This is a genomic window from Stenotrophomonas sp. STEN054 (genome assembly GCF_056854535.1).
In genome coordinates this window covers 24,247-44,063 of sequence record NZ_JBXFWG010000030.1, presented here as the reverse complement: position 1 = coordinate 44,063, position 19,817 = coordinate 24,247, and the positions used below count along the sequence as shown (strand labels likewise).

The window sequence follows — 19,817 nt, the reverse complement described above, 5'->3', positions numbered from 1 at the left end:
GAGACTGAGATGATCGATTTCCCGTTGTCGCCGAACATGCTGATGATGCCCCGCAAGCTGCCGCACAGCGCGTGGCTTGGGCACATTCCGTTCGCCAGCTGGCTGGTGGAAGTCGTGCGGCCAAAGAGCATCGTGGAGTTGGGTACGCACAACGGCGCCTCGTTCCTGGCGTTCTGCCAGGCGGTGGAAACCCAGCAGGTCAGTGCGCGTGTGTTCGCGGTGGATACCTGGGAAGGCGACGAGCATGCCGGTTTCTACGGCAATGAAATCTACGCCGAACTCCGCGATTACCAGCAGCGTCATTACGCCGGCATTTCCGAGATGATGCGGATGCGCTTCGACCAGGCGCTGGAGTACTTCGCGGATGGATCGGTCGACGTCCTACACGTTGATGGCCTGCACACCTACGAAGCCGTCCGCGAAGACTTCGAGACGTGGCGCAGCAAGCTGTCGCCGCGCGCGGTCGTGCTGTTCCACGACAGCTGCGTGCGCGAGCGCGGGTTTGGCGTGTGGCAGTACTGGAGCGAGATTTCCTCGCAGTTCCCGTCCTTCGAATTCACCCACACCCATGGGCTGGGCGTGCTGCTGGTGGGCGAGGAGCAGCCGCAGGCACTGCTGCAGCTTTCAGAGGCTGCGCGTGATGGCCAGTTCGCCACCATCAACCAGTTCTTCGACGCACTGGGTCGCAACATCAAGAACGTGGAAGAGATCGAGCGGGTGAACCAGGGCCTGACTGCCGCCCACGGCGAGATCGGGCGGCTCAACGGAGAAGTCAGTCGGCTCAACGCCGAGGAAGCACGCCTGCACGCGCTGCTGGAAAAAAACAGTGACGTCACCGAGGAGCATTACGCGGTGGTCGAGTCGCAGCTGCCGAACCTGGCGCAGGGCCTCTCATTGCTGGAGCGCCGCGTCATCGAAGGGATGAGCGACACGCGCCAGGCACTGGACCATTCCCGTGAAGTCTCGGTCGCCAATGTGGTGGCGTCGGTGATCCCGCGCCTTGACGAGCAGGACCGTAAACTGAATCTCCTCGTGCGCCCGTGGTGGCGCCGTGTCCTTGGCCGCTGAGTAAACAGGAACCCGCAAGGCACCTACATGTCCATCGACAAGACCCTACTCAAGCGTGGCCTCAAGCGGGTGGCGGCCAAGGTGCTGTCCATCAACTGGTTCGCACCGGTTCCCGATCGCCTGAAGCTGCTGGTTGCCCGCCGCGCGGGGGTCTGTGACTGGCACTGGTATGCGCGCTTCATCCTGCGTTCGTCCGGGGCGGCGGCCGAAGGCCCCAGCCATTTCCTGTCCTTCGGCAATGCCGAAGGGAAGTCACCGAGCCCGCTGTTCGACCCGGCCTGGTACTGCGCGCGTTTCGGCCTCAAGGCGTCCCCGCTTGATGCGCTGATGCAGTACCTGTGCATCGGCGAGCGCCTTGGCCTGGCGCCCAGCCCGTGGTTCGATCCGCGCTACTGCCGCCTCACCGCACCGTCGTCCAGCGGCCTGCGGCCAGTGCTCGGCCAGTACATGGTGGATTACCGCAACTCGGGAACGCCACACCCGTTGTTCGACCAGGAGTGGTACCTCAAGCAGTACCCTGACGTGCGCGACAGCGGCACCAATCCGCTGCTGCATTTCCTCTACGACGGCATTCCTGAAGGGCGCCTGCCCAATCCGTACTTCGCGCCGGCGTGGTATCTGGAAACCTATCCGGATGTGGCAGGCAACGATCCGTTCGCACATTTCTTCGCGCATGGCGCGGCGGAAGGACGCAGCCCGGGACCCGAATTCAACGCGCGACAGTATCTGGACCAGAATCCGGATGTTGCGCTGACCGGCATGAACGCGCTGGCGCACTACCTGGCGGTGGGCCGCCGTGGTGGTCGCGAGCTGGGCAAGCGGCCCTTGTCGCTGGCCGATCTTGCCGCGCCCGTGGCGCCTGCCGATGCGCCGCACCAGGACGGCGTGGTCGACATCGTCCTGCCGGTCTACCGCGGCCTCGAAGAGACGCGGAACTGCATCGATTCGGTGCTGCGCTCACACAACCGCAGTCGTACCCGGCTGCACATCTACAACGACTGCTCGCCCGAGCCGGAAGTGACCGCCTACCTGCGTGAGCTGGCCAGCCGCGAGCCGTCGGTACGCCTGGCCGAGAACCCGCAGAACCTGGGCTTCGTACTGACCGTCAACGCCGGCATGGCGCACGCCCTGCAGCAGGCTGACAGCATCGGTGCCCTGCTGCTCAACAGTGACACGATCGTCACCGGTGACTGGGTCGACCGCATGGTTTCCCATCTGGAGGCCGATGTCGGCTCGGTCACGGCGCTGTCCAACAACGCCACGATCTGCAGCTATCCCCAGCTGGGCGCGAACGCCCTGCCCGAGGGGATGGATGCGTCGGCACTGGACCGCCTGACCCGCCGCATCAATGTCGGTGTGGCCGTGGACGTTCCCACCGGCGTCGGCTTCTGCATGCTGATCTCCCGCGGCGCGCTGGAAAAGGCGGGCTTGTTCGATGCCGAGGCCTTCGGCAAGGGCTACGGCGAGGAGAACGACTTCTGCATGCGCTCGGGTCGCCTCGGTTTCCGCCATCGCCTGGCCATGGACGTGTTCGTCGAACACGTGGGTGAAGTGAGCTTCGCCGACGACAGCAAGCCCGGCAAGATCATCGCGCAGAAGATCATAGACGAGCGCTACCCCGATTACGGTTCGCAGGTTGCCCGGTTCTGTTCGATGGATCCGGGTTTCTCGGCGCGCGTGCGGCTGACCCTGGAAGTCTGGAAAGCGAGGGCGCGTCCGGTCTCCGTGCTGTTGACCCACACCTGGGGCGGAGGCACCGAGCGTGCCGTGCAGGCCATGCGTGCCTCGCTGGCCGAGACCGGCGAAGTGGTGATCGTACGGCCGATGGAAGACAACAACGGGACAGGGCTGGTCAGCGTCAGCCATGCATCGGACTTCGATGGCTTCGAGTTCCTGTTCCGCTACCGCACGCCCGACGAGCTGGCCGCGATGCTGCAGGGACTGGGCACCGGTATGCTGCAGATCCACCATCTGGTCGGGTTCGGACCATCGGTGCGTCGCGCGGTGGCGCTGACCGGGCTGCCCTACAGCTTCCACGTGCATGACAACTATGCGATCTGCCCGCAGATCACCCTGACCGACGCTAGCGGCAACTACTGCGGCGAGCCCGGTGAAAACGGCTGTGACAGCTGCATCGCCGAGCGCCCGTCCAACGGCGCAGCGGACATCCGCAACTGGCGCGCCAGCAACCAGTGGCCGTTGCTGGGCGCGCAGGCCGTGTTCGCACCGAGCCAGGATGCGGCGCAGCGCATGCAGCGCTACACCGGCATTCCCGTGCAGGCCGTCTACCACGAGTCCAGCGTCGACACGAATCCGGGGCGGCTTGGGCGTGGCGCGCGACCCTACCGCGTACTGCTACTGGGGGTGATGGCCGCGCACAAGGGCCTGAACCACCTGCTGGCCATTGCCGAGGAGGCGCGACGTGTGCGTGCACCGCTGGCGTTCCACCTGATCGGCTATCCGCAGACGGACTTGTCCAGGAACCCGGGATTCAGCTGGAGCGGTCCCTATGCGGAGCAGGATCTGGATGAGCTGATCGAGGCGCATGATCCCGATGCATTCCTGTTCCTTTCCCAGGCCCCGGAAACCTACTCCTACACCCTGTCGCACGCCCTGCGCGATGGCCGGCCGATTGCCGCCAACCGCCTCGGTGCCTTCACCGAGCGGCTGGAAGGCGTTCCCAATGCATTGATGCTGGCCCATGACGCGACTGCGGCCAATGCGGTGCAGGCCCTGGTGACGTGGCTGGAAGGTCTGTACGAAAAGGAAACCGCATGAAACAGCGATTTGGCACGGAGCTGCGTCCTGCGCTGCGCTCGCAGTACGCCCTGCGGATTGCGGTGATCCCCGAGCGCTACGGCACGGTGATGTCGCCGTGCGCGAGCATCCGCCTGCACGCGTTCACCGAGCGCTTCGCTGCCGATGTCCGCTACTTGATGCCGGAAGAGCTGTCCGCCTTTGCACCCGACCTGGTGCTGTGGAACCGCGGCGCCGTCATTGCTGCATCCGGCCTGGCGATGATCGCCGAGGCGGGACGGCAGGGGGCAGCGCTGGTCTACGACCTGGACGACAACCTGCTGGCCATGGACGAGCATCCCGAGCGGGACGCCTACGCCGCTGTCATCGATGCGGTCCGCAACTCGATCACCCTTGCCGATGTCACCTGGTGCTCGACGCGCCCGCTGGCCGATGTGATCAACGCTGCCGGCGGTACCGCCCAGTGGATGCCCAACGCGCTGGATGCCGATCTGTGGCAGGCAGCGCCAGGGGCGGCGCTGACGCTTCCGGCCACGGGGACGGTGCGCCTGCTGTACATGGGAACGCGGACCCACGACGACGATTTCCGACTGCTCGACGCGGCACTGCAGCAGGTCTGGCAGAAGCGTCCCGGCGGGTTCTCGCTGACCCTGGTGGGCGTCAACGCTGCGGACGCCGGCAGCCGGCCCTGGATGGAAGGCCAGAGCCCGCCGGTCCACGTCGGCGCGTCCTATCCGGCCTTCGTGTACTGGTTCTCCCGCCTGCGCGGCTTCCATGCTGGCATGGCGCCCCTGCTCGGCTCGGATTTCAATCGTTGCAAGAGCTCCATCAAGGTGCTGGACTACGCCGCCATGGGCATAGCCACGCTGGCATCGAACGTGCCTTCCTATGCGGATGATGCGCGAGACGACCGCATCCTGATCGACAATACCGCCGATGCCTGGGCTGACCGGATCGTTTCACTGGTCGATCGGCAGCTGGCGGTGGATGAGATCGCTGCACGCGCCGTGTCGCGCGTGGGGCCGGACATGTTCGACGAGGCAGTCGCCCGTCGCTGGGAGAGTTGCATGCAGGTGATGGGGAAATGATGAAAGAAGGTCCAATGAAGCGCACGGCGCGCTGGCTGCTGCCGATCGAGCGCCCACGCATCGCGCTGCTGCTGCTGGCACTCGGCGTGCTGGTGATGATCATGGCGCGGCTGTTCTCCTGGCCGGGCTTCGCGACGCACGATACGGTGTTCATCACCCAGGAAGCGCTGCGTGGCGAGTACACCTCCTACCACCCGGTCCTCAACGCACTGCTGATCCGCTGGCTGGCCGTGCCGTTCGAATCCTTCAGCATCTACACCACGCTGCAGATCCTGTTCTGCGCGACGCTGTATCTGCGCAGTGCCACGCTGTTCGCGCGCATGGTCAGCCGGCCCGCGTGGATCGTACTTGGCGTGGCGCTGTGGGCGGCAATGCCCAGCACCTATCTGTACCTGGGCATGATCTGGAAGGACGTGCTCTGCGCGTACTGCCTGCTGTTCCTGGCAACGCTGGTGCTGCAGTCGCGGCAGACCGGCGTGCTTGCGGGCCGTGCCGATGCAGTGCTGCTTGGCGTGTCGCTGTTCCTCATCGTTGCCACCCGCCATGGCATGGCGATCAATTTCCTGCTGCTGCCGCTGGCCATCGGCGTGCGCCAGCTGTGGGCGGCACGCCCCTATCGGGCGGCCTTCGTGGCGGCGGTCGTCGGCTGGCTGCTGATGTCGGTGGTCACCGCTTCACCCCTGGTGAAGAATGATGTCGCGCACCTGTCCAAGTTGAAGATCTCGGCGGTGTCCGGGCCGTTCCTGGGCATGGTGGCCAACCGGAGTGGATACACCAGCAACGACCCTGGCCAGGACCAGGCGCTGGCCGCCCGCGTGTTCGGGCCGGACTATGCGGAGAAGTACCGCCCGGATTACCTGATGAACGAGGTGGTGCTGACGGACCCGCAGGAGCTCGATGAGGCGTACGGCCTGATCCTGCGCCGCACCGCACGGCTCTGCCTGCTCAATGTCTCCCAGTGCGGTTCGGACCGCCTGCAGATGATGCTGGCGACGCTGCAGCCGAGCACCGCCTTCGGCGGCATGAAGTTCTATGACCTGGCGATCATGGAGAACTGCCCGACGGTGTTCGGCATGGACCCGGACAAGTGCGATGTGCTCGAACGCTTCGAGCGTGGCGAACGTCCCGGCATGCTGGTTGAATTCCAGCGCAAGTTCGTTTCCCGTTTCGTGGATACCCGCGGCACGGTACAGAACGTGTTCGTGTGGAACCTGCTGCCGGCCTTCGTGCTGCTGCTGGCGCTGCTGGTGTTCATCGCACCCGGCCGTCCGCTGTGGATCCTTTCGCTGTTCATCCTGATGCAGATGGTGCTGCCGATGGCAACGTCGATGGCCAATGATTTCCGCTATTACTACTTCCTGGCACCACTGAGCACGCTGCTGGCGGTCTTCGTGCTGGGCCGGGCAGTGCACGGTCGCAGCTTCTGGCGCGACCGCCCAACGCAATCCAGTGAGGCAAGCCATGTCTGAGGCCACGATGGAAGCGCCGAGCCAGCAGGTGGCCGTGGTGATTCCCTGCTACAAGGTCCGCCGCCACATCCTGGGCGTCATCGATGCCATTGGTCCGGAGGTCGATGCGATCTACTGCGTTGACGACCGCTGCCCGGATGCGAGCGGGGACTTCATCGAACAGCAGGCGCGGGACCCGCGCGTGGTGGTGCTGCGCCACGAGCAGAACCAGGGCGTGGGTGGAGCCGTGATGACGGGCTACCAGCGTGCGATTGCCGATGGCATGTCTATCCTGGTCAAGGTGGATGGCGATGGGCAGATGGATCCCACGCTGGTGCCGCTCTTCATCGGCCCGATCCTGAAAGGCCAGGCCGACTACACCAAGGGCAACCGCTTCTGGGATCTGTCCAACATCCGCCGCATGCCGCTGGTCAGGCGCGTCGGCAACCTCGGTCTTTCCTTCATGACCAAGGCATCTACCGGTTACTGGGATGTGTTCGACCCGACCAACGGCTACACCGCCATCCATGCCAATGTCGCAGCGCGGCTGCCGTATGCGTCGATCAGCCGGCGCTATTTCTTCGAGACCGACATCCTCTTCCGCCTGAACATCATGCGGGCGGTGGTGTGCGACGTGCCGATGGACGCGACTTACGGCGACGAGGAGAGCAATCTCAAGATCGGCCAGGTGCTGACAGAGTTCTCCTATAAGCACGCGCGCAACCTGTTCAAGCGCATCGGCTACCGTTATTTCCTGCGCGACCTGTCCATTGCATCGTTCGAGCTGCTGGCGGGCACGTGCCTGCTGGCCAGCGGCGTGCTCTACGGCGGCTGGCACTGGTGGCAGGCGCTGGAGTCCCAGCAGGCCTCTGCCGTCGGTACGGTGGTCCTGCCGTCGATTGCGGTCGTGAGTGGGCTGCAGTTCCTGCTGGCCTTCATCGGGTATGACATCGCCAGCGTCCCGCGCCAAGTACTGCATCCCCTGTTCGCCCCGTTCCGGGCGCGCCGGCGGGACTGAGTGCCGATGGGGCCGGTGCTGCCGGCCCCTCGATTGCTACGTCACGCGCCCGTCGTGGGCTTGAACACCAAGCGCGAGAAGATCAGGTAGTTCCAGGCCGCGATCATGCCCATGACCACGAACTTTGCCAGCAGCACATGCAGGTGCAGGTGGTCCACCAGCAACAGCATGGCCAGGTTGCCAAGCACCAGGTTGATGGCGGCCAGCGCGCCGTAACGCGCCAGCTCGCTGCGCCAGTTGCCTTGGCTGCGGAACACCCAATGGCGGTTCATCAGAAAGCTGACGACGAAGCCGCAGGCGAAGCTGGTTGACTGGCTCAGTACAAGCCAAGCGCTGCCCAGCGCGCTCTGCAGCGCGATGAACACGAGGTATTCGGCCGCAGCGGCCGAGCCGCCGGACAGCAGGAAGCGAACGAAGCGCGGCATCATGCAGTCGCAATCATCCGGGTGACGGGGAGCGACGCGGACGGCGCCCCCATACGGCGATCGGCAAAGGTGTCAAAGCGCCTTTTCCAGCTCCGGCAGGATCGCAAACAGATCCCCCACCAGCCCGATATCAGCAATCTCGAAGATCGGCGAATCCGCGTCCTTGTTGATGGCCACGATCGTGCCGGCGTCCTTGATGCCGGTCAGGTGCTGGATGGCACCGCTGATGCCGACGGCCACGTACAGTTCCGGCGCGATGATCTTGCCGGTCTGGCCGACCTGCAGGTCGCTGGGCACGTAGCCGGCATCAACTGCGGCGCGCGAGGCACCGACGGCGGCACCAAGCTTGTCGGCCAGCTGGAAGATGACCTTGAAGTTCTCTTCCGAACCTACGCCACGGCCACCGGAGACCACGCGCTTGGCGCTCTGCAGGTCCGGGCGGTCGCTGGCACCGGCGGCCAAGCCGACGAAGCGGGTGTGCGCCGGCAGGGCCGCATCGACGCTGGCGGCTTCAACGGCGGCGCTGCCACCCTGGGCCGCTTCCGGCCACGACGCGGCGCGCACAGTGGCGACCACGATCTGGTCGGCCGGCGCTTCGACGGTGATGATGGCGTTGCCGGCGTAGATCGGGCGTTTGAAGGTGTGGCTGCCTTCCACGGCCATGAGGTCGGACACCTGGTTGACGCCCAGCAGGGCGGCCACGCAGGGCATCAGGTCCTTGCCGAAGGTGGTCGATGGGCCGAAGACGTGGGTGTAACCCTTGGCCAGCTGCGCGATCTGCGGGGCCAGCACCTGGGCGATGGCCTGCGCGTTGGCGGCGTTGGCCACGGTCAGGACCTTGGCGACGCCGGCGATCTTCGCGGCTTCAGCGGCCACGGCGGCCGGGTCGGCGGCCAGCACCAGCACGTCGATGCTGGCACCGCTGATGGCGGCGGCGGCGCTGACGGTCTTGGCGGTGGCGGCGTTGAGCTTGCCGTCGTGGTGCTCGGCGATGACGAGAATCTTGCTCATTACAGCAGCCCCTTCTGCTTGAGTGCGGCAACCAGTTCGGCTGCGTCCTTGACCATCACACCCTTGCTGCGCTTGGACGGCGCGGCGTACTGGGTGGTCTTGAAGGTATCGGCGGCTTCAACGCCGAGGTCGGCCAGCTGCAGGCTCTCCAGCGGCTTGGCCTTGGCCTTCATGATGTCCGGCAGCTTGATGAAGCGCGGTTCGTTCAGGCGCAGGTCGGTGGTGACCACGGCCGGCAGGTCCACTTCCAGCGTTTCCAGGCCGGCGTCGACTTCGCGGGTGACCGTGGCCTTGCCGTCGGCAACGTCCAGCTTGCTGGCGAAGGTCGCTTGCGGGCGGCCCCACAGCGTGGCCAGCATCTGGCCGGTCTGGTTGGCATCGTCGTCGATGGCCTGCTTGCCGAGGATCACCAGGTCCGGCCGTTCCTTCTCGACCAGCTTGAGCAGGGTGCGGGCCGCGGTCAGCGGCTGGATGGCCTGGTCAGTGACGACGTGGATGGCACGGTTTGCACCCATGGCCAAGCCATTGCGCAGGTGTGCCTGAGCGTCGGCCGGGGCGATGGTGGCGACCACGACTTCGGAGGCGATGCCCTTGTCGCGCAGGCGCAGGGCTTCTTCCAGCGCGATTTCATCGAAGGGATTGGGCGACAGCTTGACGCCGTCGGTGACCACGCCGGAACCGTCCGGCTTGACCTGAATGCGGACGTTGTAGTCCACCACGCGCTTGTACGCGACGAGGATTTTCATCTGGTACTCGATCCTTGTAGTGCCGGCCGCTGGCCGGATCACAGTAACGGGAAACGTCCGGTCCTCGCACAGCAACCGGTTCGGGGGTGGGACCCCGATTCTAGCTGGCTTGGGGTGACCATGCGAATGCGTATGGTGAAAGCCTGTGTGCTGCAACGCAGCAGTCCGGTCGGTGCCAGTTCACCTCCGTGATAACGCGTTGAAGGATGCCCGTTGTATGCTTTCGCGTTGATTTGCCGGGACCACGAGGGTCCCGGTCCCTCGAATTACTTTCAGGAGCACAGGCAGTGTCCACTTGGCTTGTCACCGGCGGCGCCGGTTTCATTGGCGGTAACTTCGTTCTCGAAGCCGTCGCCCGCGGCGTCAAGGTCGTCAATCTCGACGCGCTGACCTATGCCGGCAACCTGAAGACCCTGTCCAGCCTGGACGGCAACCCGAACCACGTGTTCGTGCAGGGTGACATCGGCGACAGCGCCCTGGTGGCCCGCCTGCTGGCCGAACACCAGCCCGACGCGGTGCTGAATTTCGCCGCCGAAAGCCATGTCGACCGCTCCATTGACGGTCCGGGTGCCTTCATCCAGACCAATGTGGTCGGCACCCTGGGCCTGCTGGAAGCGGTGCGCGACCATTGGAAGGGCCTGCCGGCCGAGCAGGGCGCGGCCTTCCGCTTCCTGCACGTATCCACCGACGAGGTGTACGGCACCCTGGGCGAGACCGGCAAGTTCAGCGAGACCACCCCGTATGCGCCCAATTCGCCGTACTCGGCGTCCAAGGCCGCGTCGGACCACCTGGTGCGCGCGTTCCACCACACCTACGGGCTGCCGGTGCTCACCACCAACTGCTCCAACAACTACGGCCCGTACCACTTCCCCGAAAAGCTCATTCCGCTGGTGATCGCCAAGGCGCTGGCCGGCGAACCGCTGCCGGTATACGGCGACGGCAAGCAGGTGCGTGACTGGCTGTTCGTCACCGACCATTGCGAAGCGATCCGTACCGTGCTGGCCAAGGGCCAGGTGGGCGAGACCTACAACGTCGGCGGCAACTCGGAAAAGCAGAACATCGAAGTCGTGCAGGCGATCTGCGCGCTGCTCGATGCGCGCCGCCCGCGTGAGGATGGTCAGCCGCGCAGCAGCCAGATCACCTACGTGGCTGACCGCCCCGGCCATGACCGCCGCTACGCGATCGATGCCTCGAAGCTGAAGAACGACCTGGGCTGGGAACCGGCCTACACCTTCGAGCAGGGCATCGCCTTCACCGTTGACTGGTATCTGGACAACCAGGAATGGGTCAACGGCGTGCTCGACGGCAGCTACCGCCTGCAGCGCATCGGCACCAGCGCCTGAAACCCGGAGAGAACATGACGCAGCGTAAAGGCATCATCCTGGCCGGCGGCTCCGGCACCCGGCTGTATCCGATCACCAAGGGCGTCAGCAAGCAGCTGCTGCCGGTGTACGACAAGCCGATGATCTACTACCCGCTCAGCGTGCTGATGCTGGCGGGCATCCGTGAAGTGCTGATCATCAACACCCCGCACGAACAGGCGTTGTTCCAGCAGCTGCTGGGCGACGGTTCGCAGTGGGGCATGGACATCCAGTACGCCGTGCAGCCCAGCCCCGACGGCTTGGCGCAGGCCTATCTGATCGGCCGCGACTTCGTGGCCGGCAAGCCGAGCTGCCTGGTGCTGGGTGACAACATCTTCCACGGCCACGGCCTGCGCGAGGTGCTCAAGCGCGCCGACGAGCGCGTGGACGGCTCTACCGTGTTCGGCTACTGGGTGAATGATCCGGAGCGCTACGGCGTGGCCGAGTTCGACACGAGCGGCAAGGTGGTGGACCTGGTGGAAAAGCCGGAGAACCCGCGTTCCAACTACGCCGTCACTGGCCTGTACTTCTACGACGGCAACGCCAGCGCCCATGCTGCCGAACTGAAGCCGTCGCCGCGTGGCGAGCTGGAGATCACCGATCTCAACAAGCGCTACCTGGCCGAGGGCAAGCTGCACCTGGAAGCGCTGGGCCGCGGTTATGCCTGGCTCGATACCGGCACCCACCAGTCCCTGCTGGAAGCCTCCAACTTCATCGAGACCATCCAGACCCGTCAGGGCCTGCAGGTCTGTTGCCCGGAGGAAATCGCCTTCGGCCAGGGTTGGATCAATGCCGAGCAGCTGGAGGCGCTGGCCGCCCCGCTGATCAAGAATGGCTACGGCCAGTACCTGCACAAGCTCGCCCTGCGTGGAGTCGTTCCGTGAAAGTGATTGAAACCAAGCTGCCCGGCTGCGTGGTGATCGAGCCGGCGGTGTTCGGTGATGCCCGTGGTTATTTCTTTGAAACCTGGAATGCCGAGCGCTTCGCTGCGCTGGGTCTGCCGGACCGGTTCGTGCAGAGCAACGTCTCGACCTCGGCGCAGGGCGTGCTGCGCGGCCTGCATTACCAGTGGCCGCGCCCGCAGGGCAAGCTGGTCAGCGTGCTGGAAGGCGAGGTCTATGACGTAGCCGTCGACATCCGTCGCGGCTCGCCGACCTTCGGCCAGTGGGAAGCAGTGGTGCTGAGCGCGGAGAACAAGAAGCAGTTCTGGATTCCAGAGGGCTTCGCCCATGGCTTTGCCGTGCTGTCCGAGCGTGCAGTGTTCAGCTATCTGTGCACCGAGGTCTACCTGAAGGACTTCGATGCCGGCGTGCGCTGGAACGATGCCGACATCGCGGTGGACTGGCCGGTGAGCGCACCGACCCTGTCGGCCAAGGATGAGAGCGCGCCCTTCCTGAAGGACATCGCCGAGGACCGTCTGCCGGTCTACAGCGCATGACCTTGCTGGTCTTTGGTGGTAACGGGCAGGTCGGGCAGGAATTGCTGCGCGCACTGGCCCCGTTGGGGCCGGTGCTGGCGACCACGCGCAGCGGCCAGCTGCCCGATGGCAGTGCGTGCGAGGTAGCCGATTTCGGCCAGCCCGACAGCCTGCCGGCGCTGCTGGACCGCCTGCAGCCGTCGGTCGTGGTCAATGCCGCCGCCTACACGGCAGTCGACCGTGCCGAGCAGGACGTGGAGGCCGCGTTCGCGGCCAACGCGCAGGCGCCGGGCGTGATCGCGCGCTGGTGTGCAGCCCACGGCGTGCCGTTCGTGCATTACTCCACCGACTACGTGTTCGATGGCCAGGGCAGCGCTCCCTACCGCGAAGACGAAGCGACCGCACCGCTGGGCGTCTATGGCACCAGCAAGCGGGATGGCGAAGACGCCGTGCGCGCCGCCGGTGGCCGCCACCTGATCTTCCGCACGGCGTGGGTGTACGCCTCGCACGGCGCAAATTTCCTGCGCACGATGCTGCGGGTCGGCGCCGAGCGTGATCAGCTGCGGGTGGTGGCTGACCAGATCGGCACGCCGACCCCGGCCGCGCTGATCGCCGATGTCACCGCACAGGCGCTGCAGCACCCGGCCCAGCTGTCGGGTACCTGGCACCTGACCGCCAGCGGCCAGACCAGCTGGCATGGGTTTGCCGAAGCGATTTTCGCCGAGGCGCTGGCCACGGGCGTGCTGGCGAAGGTGCCGGCCATCGAGGCGATTCCCAGTTCCGCGTACCCGACCCCGGCCAAGCGTCCGGCGTGGTCGGTGCTGGACAACCGCAGGCTGCAGCAGGACTTCGGCATCGTGCTGCCGTCCTGGCAGGACGGCCTGAAGCGGGTCATGGCTGAAATCGCCTGATAGCGGTAGCGCCGGGCCATGCCCGGCGGGTGCCTGCAAGCCGCTGCGCCCGCCGGCCATGGGCCGGCGCTACCGTTAAGCCCGATGGCGCCTGATCAACTGCGCCCGTAGGTGTCCTCGAAGCGCACGATGTCATCCTCGCCCAGGTAACTGCCGGACTGCACTTCGATCAGCTCCAGCGGCAGCTTGCCCGGATTGCGCAGGCGATGGGTAACGCCCAGCGGGATGTAGGTGCTCTGGTTCTCGCTCAGCAGGATCACTTCGTCGCCGCGGGTCACCTCGGCAGTGCCGCTGACCACGATCCAGTGTTCGGCGCGATGGTGGTGCATCTGCAGGCTCAGCGTGCCACCCGGCTTGACCGTGATGCGCTTGACCTGGAAACGCTCGCCGTTGTCGATCGAATCGTAGGCGCCCCACGGGCGGTACACCTTACGGTGCCAGCTGGCTTCGCTGCGGCCATCGGCCTTCAGCTGCGCCACCACCGTCTTGACCTCCTGCATGCGGTCGGCCTTGCCGACCAGCACCGCGTCGTCGGTCTCCACCACGATCACGTCGTCCAGGCCGACCATCGCTACCAGGCGCTGGCCGTAGGCGTAGGTGTTGCGGCAGTCGATGGCGATCACATCGCCCTGGTGGGCATTGCCGTCGCCATCCTGCTGCGAGACATCGCGCAACGCCGTCCACGAGCCGACATCGTTCCAGCCTGCGTCGAGCGGAATCACCACCGCGTCGGCGGTCTTTTCCATCACTGCGTAGTCGATGGAATCGGACGGCACCGCGGCGAACGCGTCCTTGTCCAGACGGGTGAAATCGGCATCGCGGCGCGACTGCTGCCACGCCGTGCGGCTGCCGGCCAGCATCGCCGGCTGCAAGCGTTCCAGCTCCTGCAGGTAGCGCGACGCCTTGAACAGGAACATGCCGCTGTTCCAGTAGTACTGGCCGCTGGCCACGTAGCCGCTGGCGGTTTCCAGGTCGGGTTTCTCGACGAAACGCTCGACGGCGCGAAGACCCTGGCCATTGGCCGCCTTGATGTAGCCGTAGCCGGTTTCCGGGCCCGTGGGCACGATGCCGAAGGTCACCAACTTGCCGGCTTCGGCCGCGCTGGCAGCCGCCTGCACCGCGCTGCGGAATGCTGCTTCATCAGTGATCACGTGGTCCGAGGGCAGCACCAGCAGCAGCGCATCGGCGCCGTCACGGGTGGCTTCCAGGGCAGCTACCGCGATCGCCGGCGCGGTGTTGCGGCCAACTGGCTCGAGGATGATCGCGGCAGGCGCCGCGCCGACCTGCTGCAGCTGTTCGGCGGCGACGAAGCGGTGTTCCTCGTTGGCGATCACCAGCGGCCCGCGGCTGGCGATGGGGGCTACCCGCTGCCATGTGGCCTGCAGCATGGTCAGCTGGCCGGCCAACGGCAGGAACTGCTTCGGATAGGCCTCGCGCGACAGCGGCCACAGGCGGGTGCCGGAGCCACCGGACAGGATGACAGGCTGGATGTTGCTCATGATCTTCCTTGATTACTGCTGGATAAGGCGGGAGAGCTCGTCGGTGCGTGCCTGCAGCAGCGCGGCATCACCGCGGGCTTCCACATTCAGGCGAAGCAGCGGTTCGGTGTTGGAGCTGCGCAGGTTGAAGCGCCAGTCGCCGAAATCGGCGCTGATGCCATCGGTATGGTCAAGCGCCGGCGACTGCGCGGCGAAGTGTGCCATCACGCGGGCAACGGCCGCCTTGGCGTCAGCCACCTTGAAGTTGATCTCGCCGCTGCAGGGGAACGCCGCCATGCGGTCCTCCACCCAGTCGGCCAGCGAGCGGCCGCTCTCGGACACCAGCTGCGCGATCAGCAGCCACGGGATCATGCCGGAGTCGGCGTAGGCGAATTCGCGGAAGTAGTGGTGGGCGCTCATCTCGCCGCCGTACACCGCATCCTCGGCGCGCATCTTTTCCTTGATGAAGGCGTGGCCGCTCTTGCACAGCACCGGCACGCCGCCGGCCGCTTCGACCATTTCGACGGTGTTCCAGACCAGGCGCGGGTCGTGCACGACCTTGCCGCCCGGCTGGCGGGCGAGGATGGCCTTGGCCAGCAGGCCGACCAGATAGTAGCCTTCGATGAAGCGGCCGGTGTGGTCGAAGAAGAAGCAGCGATCAAAATCGCCGTCCCAGGCGATGCCGAAGTCGGCACCGTGTTCGCGCACGGCCTCGGCGGTGGCGGCGCGGTTTTCCGGCAGCAGCGGGTTGGGGATGCCGTTGGGGAAGTTGCCATCGGGTTCATGGCAGATGCGGATGAATTCCAGCGGCAGGTGCGGTGCGAGCAGGTCGACGATGGCACCGGCGCCACCGTTGCCGGCGTTGACCACCAGCTTCAGCGGCTTGAGCTTGCTGGCATCGACGTAGCTCAGCAGGTGGTCGATGTAGGCGCGCTTGTCGTGGCGGGCGGTCTGCGCCGCGCTCGGCGGCTGCGGCGTGCCCGTATCGGCGGCCACGGCGTCGGAGATCGCGAACAGGCCGGTATCGGAGCTGATCGGCCGCGCGTTTTCCTTGACCAGCTTCATCCCGTTGTAGTCCATCGGGTTGTGGCTGGCGGTCACCATCACGCCACCGGCGGCGCCCAGGTGGTCGGTCTGGAAGTAGACCTCTTCGGTGCCGCACAGGCCAATGTCGATCACTTCGCGGCCCACGCCACGCAGGCCGGCGGCGAGCGCGTCCTGCAGGGCAGGGCTGGTCAGGCGGACGTCGTGTCCCAGTACTACCGGGCCCGGCGCGAGCTGATCGGCCAGGGCCACGCCGATGCGGCGGGCCAGGTCTTCGTTCAAATCTTCCGGCACGCGGCCGCGGATGTCATAGGCCTTGAAGGCGGGCAGGGGCATCTAGCGAGTCCTTGGTGAGTTCAGTCCAGTAGTGTAATGCCAGCCCCGTGTGGGAATCGTTTCCATGCCGCAACGCCACGTGACCGGCCGGCATGCTGGCCTAGAATGGTGCGATTACATCAACGAGGTGAGGGCGTAGATGAACAACCCGGCAACGACCGGCGGCAAGCGCAGCAAGCGCTTCGCTTCGGCGGCGGAGGCCCTGCAGGGCGTCATCGCCGATGGCCAGACCCTGGCCGTGGGCGGCTTCGGCCTGTGCGGCATTCCCGAGGCGCTGATCGCCGCGCTGCGCGACAGCGGCGCCAAGGGCCTGACCGTGATCTCCAACAATGCCGGCGTCGATGGCTTCGGCCTCGGCCAGCTGCTGGAAACGCGACAGATCAAGAAGATGATTTCGTCCTACGTGGGCGAGAACAAGGAATTCGAACGGCAGTTCCTGGCCGGTGAGCTGGAACTGGAGTTCAATCCGCAGGGCACCCTGGCCGAGCGCCTGCGTGCCGGTGGTGCGGGCATCCCGGCCTTCTTCACTGCCACCGGCTACGGCACGGTGGTGGCCGAAGGCAAGGAAACCCGCGAGTTCGACGGCAAGCACTACGTGATGGAAACCGCGCTGCGTGCCGACGTCGCCCTGGTCAAGGCCTGGAAGGCCGACGAAGCCGGCAACCTGGTGTTCCGCAAGACCGCGCGCAACTTCAACCCGGCCTGCGCGATGGCCGGCAAGGTCTGCATCGTGGAAGTGGAAGAGGTGGTGCCGGTGGGCGCCATCGACCCGGACCAGGTGCACCTGCCGGGCATCTACGTGCACCGCATCGTGCACAACGCGCATCCCGAGAAACGCATCGAACAGCGCACCATCCGCGCGGAGGGCAACTGACATGGCGTGGACCCGTGACGAGATGGCGGCACGTGCCGCCCGTGAACTGACCGATGGCGCCTACGTGAACCTCGGCATCGGCCTGCCGACGCTGGTGGCCAACCACATTCCCCAAGGCGTGGACGTGTGGCTGCAGTCCGAGAACGGCCTGCTCGGCATCGGCCCGTTCCCGACCGACGCCGAAGTGGACGCCGACCTGATCAACGCCGGCAAGCAGACCGTCACCGCGCGTGCCGGTGCCAGCTATTTCGGCAGCCATGACAGCTTCGCGATGATCCGCGGCGGCCACGTCAATCTGGCCATCCTCGGCGCCATGCAGGTGACCGACAAGGGCGACCTGGCCAACTGGATGGTGCCCGGCAAGATGGTCAAGGGCATGGGCGGCGCGATGGACCTGGTGGCCGGCGTGCAGCGCGTGGTGGTGCTGATGGAGCACACCGCGAAGAACGGCGAGCACAAGATCCTGGCCGAATGCTCGCTGCCGCTGACCGGCGTCGGCGTGGTCGACCGCATCATCACCGACCTTGCCGTGTTCGACGTGACCGACGACGGCCTGGTGCTGGTGGAAGCGGCGCCGGGCGTGGCCGATGACGAGCTGAAGGACAAGACCGGCGTGCCGTTCCGGCAGGCCTGATCGAGGGGACCGCAGGAGGCCGACTGGCCTCCTGCACTCAGCCGCGCCGGGCGTACTCGTAAGGGGTATCCTGCGACGGTGGAAGCCCGAGCAGGGCGGCAGCATCCTGCTGGTGGAAACCGGCATGGCGCGCGACCAGCGTGAATGTGCGCTCGATGGCATGCGCCAGCGTGCCATCCACCTGCCCGGCTTCGGTATCGAACAGCGACGGTTGCAGATGGGTGTCCAGCATCGGCCGCAGCGCACCCAAGCGGACCCAGAACATGCTGCCGGCGATGAAGGTATCGGTGCCGGTGTCCGCCTGCGGTACACCGAAGCGGCTCAGGAGCCCCTGCACATTGCGTTCGTTGGCACCCCAGAAGTAGTCCAGGCGCTGCACGTGGCCCTCGGGGGGCACCAGGCCCAGGCCCGGCTGTTCGCGGAAGGCTTGGACGATGCGGGCGGCGCGCTCGGGCGCCACCAGGCGGTCGATCAGTTCATTGCGCCATTGCTCGCCATCAGCGCGGTGGGTGGAGCGCTTGGTGTGCAGCTTCAGCACGATGTCTTCGCCTTCCTCCAGCAGCCTCTCGGCCATATGCAGGAAGGGCAGGATGTCGCGGCCATGGTTGGCAAACGCGTGGATCTCGCCGGCCAGGCCGCTGGCGGCGAGGATCTGACTCATCTCCTCCTCGCGCGCGGTGGTCGTGGTTACGACGATTCGCCAGTCGATACCGGTTGCCCGTATGCTCTCCAGCAGCTCCGCGAACACGTCCGGGTACCAGGCATGGATGACGACGCAGGGGCGGCGCATGGCAACGGCCGGTGGCGCCGGCGAGAGTGCTTGGCGGGTGGCCTGCAGCCAGGCATGGCCCAGCCGTGCATCCGGTTCCAGCACGGCGCCTTCGGCCCACTCGTTCCACGCATTGATGAAGACCAGGCGCTGGTCCTGCGGCGCCGACGCCAGGCGCTCGTGCACCGTCCGGCGCAGCCAGTCGCGATAGCCGCGCGGTGAGGCGTGCAGGTACACCCGGCCACGGCCGGAGCGTCGTGCTTCGTTGTCCCAGCCGGGATTGACGCCGGGATAGAGCGGGTAGTCCGGCAGCGGCCGCGCGCCGATTTCGGCAGCCAGTTCGCGCCAGTCGCGCACGTCGCCGTTGAATCCGGGATTGAGCAGCCACTGCTGCGCCGACAGCGAGGCAGGATTGCTCATGTTCGGCGGGAATTCGACGGCGGCATCAAAGCCGATGTCGCGCGGATCGGGCCGTTCGAAGCCCTGGACGTACGCCAGATGGATCTCGCCGACACCGTGGTCACGGCACCAGCGGCGCCAGCGCTCCGCGGTCGCCCGTGCATCGGGCAGCAGGTGCGGGCGGTAGACCAGCAGCATCGGCCTGCCAGCGACCTTCAGTGCGCGCCGGTCACGCAGGTACGGTGCGATGTGGGCGATGAAGGCCAGGTCATCCTCGGCGCTGTGCTGCTGGCCGATCAGGATGTCCTCGTCGCGGCCATCCCAGCGCCGCGCCCAGTTTTCGTTGGCCCAGCACAGGCAGAACGGCAGATCGATGCTGTCATCGGCCAGCCACTGCTGCAGCGGGTCCTCCATCAGGGTGCGGCCACTGAACCAGTAGTAGTAGAAGCAGAACGCGCCGATGCCATGTTCGGCGGCGAGCTTCGCCTGGTCGCGCATCACCTGCGGGTTGCGCAGGTCGTAGAAGCCGAGATCGGCAGGCAGGCGCGGTTGGATGTGGCCTTCGAACTGCGGCAAGGCGCGGGTGACGTTGCGCCACTCGGTGAAGCCTTTGCCCCACCACGCGTCATTCTCGGCGAAGGTGTGGAACTGCGGCAGGTAGAAAGCGACAAGGGTGGCCGGCAGCGGGGTGGGCAGGGCGTCCTGCCGATAGCTGCGGTGGCCGATCGCGGCCTCGTCGGCACGCCAGCGCAGCTGCGCGCCCGAACGGGGGCCGGCGGTATCTTGCTGACCCTTGGGCGGCGGCGGCACCCAGTCACCATGACGGGCCAGCAGGCGGGTCCGCAGCCGGTCGCGCTGCCCCTCGGACAGGGGCAGCAGCCGGAAGGCCGCACGCAGCAGCGGGAACAGGGCCTGGCGCAGGCTGCCGCTCATCGCAGCACGCCCCGGGAAGGACGGGCGAGGGCGGGCATGGTCGTCGTGGAAAGGGTCATGGACGCATTTTCGACGCTGGCGGCCATCACGGCAAACCGGA

17 protein-coding genes are annotated in these 19,817 nt (G+C 66.2%); 11 read left to right on the top strand and 6 right to left on the bottom strand.

Going from position 1 to position 19,817, the window contains the following annotated elements:
• The first annotated feature begins 9 nt into the window (after nucleotides 1–9).
• From AC1VXD_RS13010 to AC1VXD_RS12990, 5 genes are read left to right on the top strand one after another with little or no spacing between them, the layout of a single operon-like run.
• The gene (locus AC1VXD_RS13010) at nucleotides 10–1,068 is read left to right on the top strand and encodes a class I SAM-dependent methyltransferase (protein ID WP_482992388.1); all 1,059 of its coding nucleotides are present in this window, start codon (nucleotides 10–12) and stop codon (nucleotides 1,066–1,068) included.
• A gap of 27 nt (nucleotides 1,069–1,095) precedes the next feature.
• A complete protein-coding gene (locus AC1VXD_RS13005) occupies nucleotides 1,096–3,846 on the top strand; it encodes a glycosyltransferase (RefSeq protein ID WP_482992387.1) in 2,751 nt (916 codons plus the stop codon).
• Nucleotides 3,843–4,913, top strand: coding sequence for a glycosyltransferase family protein (locus AC1VXD_RS13000; protein ID WP_482992386.1), 1,071 nt, complete (start codon nucleotides 3,843–3,845; stop codon nucleotides 4,911–4,913). The genes AC1VXD_RS13005 and AC1VXD_RS13000 overlap by 4 nt, the downstream gene beginning before the upstream one ends.
• A 14-nt stretch (nucleotides 4,914–4,927) precedes the next feature.
• Nucleotides 4,928–6,382, top strand: coding sequence for a hypothetical protein (locus AC1VXD_RS12995; protein ID WP_482992385.1), 1,455 nt, complete (start codon nucleotides 4,928–4,930; stop codon nucleotides 6,380–6,382).
• A 28-nt stretch (nucleotides 6,383–6,410) separates the two neighbouring features.
• Nucleotides 6,411–7,379, top strand: coding sequence for a glycosyltransferase (locus AC1VXD_RS12990; RefSeq protein WP_482992384.1), 969 nt, complete (start codon nucleotides 6,411–6,413; stop codon nucleotides 7,377–7,379).
• 41 nt (nucleotides 7,380–7,420) lie between these two features.
• Here AC1VXD_RS12990 and AC1VXD_RS12985 read toward each other — a convergent pair whose 3' ends face one another.
• The 3 genes from AC1VXD_RS12985 to AC1VXD_RS12975 form a co-directional block, all read right to left on the bottom strand.
• A complete protein-coding gene (locus AC1VXD_RS12985; protein WP_482992383.1) occupies nucleotides 7,421–7,807 on the bottom strand; it encodes a GtrA family protein in 387 nt (128 codons plus the stop codon).
• Nucleotides 7,808–7,876: 69 nt separating this feature from the next.
• Nucleotides 7,877–8,815: an electron transfer flavoprotein subunit alpha/FixB family protein gene (locus AC1VXD_RS12980; RefSeq protein ID WP_482992382.1), complete on the bottom strand. Its 939-nt coding sequence runs from the start codon at nucleotides 8,813–8,815 to the stop codon at nucleotides 7,877–7,879.
• Entirely contained in the window at nucleotides 8,815–9,561 is a 747-nt protein-coding gene (locus AC1VXD_RS12975) for an electron transfer flavoprotein subunit beta/FixA family protein (RefSeq protein ID WP_482992381.1), read from the bottom strand. The genes AC1VXD_RS12980 and AC1VXD_RS12975 overlap by 1 nt, the downstream gene beginning before the upstream one ends.
• 287 nt (nucleotides 9,562–9,848) lie before the next feature.
• Between AC1VXD_RS12975 and rfbB the strand changes: the two genes are divergently transcribed.
• Genes rfbB through rfbD form a run of 4 tightly spaced genes read left to right on the top strand, consistent with a single transcriptional unit; the run spans nucleotide 9,849 to nucleotide 13,250 of the window.
• Nucleotides 9,849–10,904: a dTDP-glucose 4,6-dehydratase gene (rfbB, locus tag AC1VXD_RS12970; protein WP_482992380.1), complete on the top strand. Its 1,056-nt coding sequence runs from the start codon at nucleotides 9,849–9,851 to the stop codon at nucleotides 10,902–10,904.
• A 14-nt stretch (nucleotides 10,905–10,918) separates the two neighbouring features.
• The gene (rfbA, locus tag AC1VXD_RS12965; protein ID WP_482992379.1) at nucleotides 10,919–11,806 is read left to right on the top strand and encodes a glucose-1-phosphate thymidylyltransferase RfbA; all 888 of its coding nucleotides are present in this window, start codon (nucleotides 10,919–10,921) and stop codon (nucleotides 11,804–11,806) included.
• Nucleotides 11,803–12,360: a dTDP-4-dehydrorhamnose 3,5-epimerase gene (gene rfbC, locus AC1VXD_RS12960; RefSeq protein ID WP_108767651.1), complete on the top strand. Its 558-nt coding sequence runs from the start codon at nucleotides 11,803–11,805 to the stop codon at nucleotides 12,358–12,360. The genes rfbA and rfbC overlap by 4 nt, the downstream gene beginning before the upstream one ends.
• On the top strand, nucleotides 12,357–13,250 hold the full coding sequence (gene rfbD / locus AC1VXD_RS12955) for a dTDP-4-dehydrorhamnose reductase (protein ID WP_482992378.1): 894 nt from the start codon (nucleotides 12,357–12,359) through the stop codon (nucleotides 13,248–13,250). The genes rfbC and rfbD overlap by 4 nt, the downstream gene beginning before the upstream one ends.
• 95 nt (nucleotides 13,251–13,345) lie before the next feature.
• Here rfbD and AC1VXD_RS12950 read toward each other — a convergent pair whose 3' ends face one another.
• Together AC1VXD_RS12950 and AC1VXD_RS12945 are read right to left on the bottom strand one after the other, a co-directional pair.
• The gene (locus AC1VXD_RS12950) at nucleotides 13,346–14,749 is read right to left on the bottom strand and encodes a mannose-1-phosphate guanylyltransferase/mannose-6-phosphate isomerase (protein WP_482992377.1); all 1,404 of its coding nucleotides are present in this window, start codon (nucleotides 14,747–14,749) and stop codon (nucleotides 13,346–13,348) included.
• Between the two features lie 12 nt (nucleotides 14,750–14,761).
• Nucleotides 14,762–16,108 (bottom strand): phosphohexomutase domain-containing protein, encoded by a 1,347-nt coding sequence (locus AC1VXD_RS12945; RefSeq protein WP_482992376.1) that lies wholly within the window; start codon nucleotides 16,106–16,108, stop codon nucleotides 14,762–14,764.
• A gap of 139 nt (nucleotides 16,109–16,247) precedes the next feature.
• Here AC1VXD_RS12945 and AC1VXD_RS12940 point away from each other — a divergent pair, with 139 nt between their 5' ends.
• Nucleotides 16,248–16,982: a CoA transferase subunit A gene (locus AC1VXD_RS12940; protein WP_313179814.1), complete on the top strand. Its 735-nt coding sequence runs from the start codon at nucleotides 16,248–16,250 to the stop codon at nucleotides 16,980–16,982.
• Between the two features lies 1 nt (nucleotide 16,983).
• Entirely contained in the window at nucleotides 16,984–17,616 is a 633-nt protein-coding gene (locus AC1VXD_RS12935; RefSeq protein WP_482992375.1) for a CoA transferase subunit B, read from the top strand.
• A 37-nt stretch (nucleotides 17,617–17,653) separates the two neighbouring features.
• Here the strand turns inward: AC1VXD_RS12935 and AC1VXD_RS12930 are convergent, their stop codons facing one another.
• Nucleotides 17,654–19,717 carry a glycoside hydrolase family 99-like domain-containing protein gene (locus AC1VXD_RS12930; protein WP_482992374.1) on the bottom strand — a complete coding sequence of 688 codons (2,064 nt, stop codon included), beginning with the start codon at nucleotides 19,715–19,717 and terminating at the stop codon, nucleotides 17,654–17,656.
• Nucleotides 19,718–19,817: the final 100 nt, after the last annotated feature.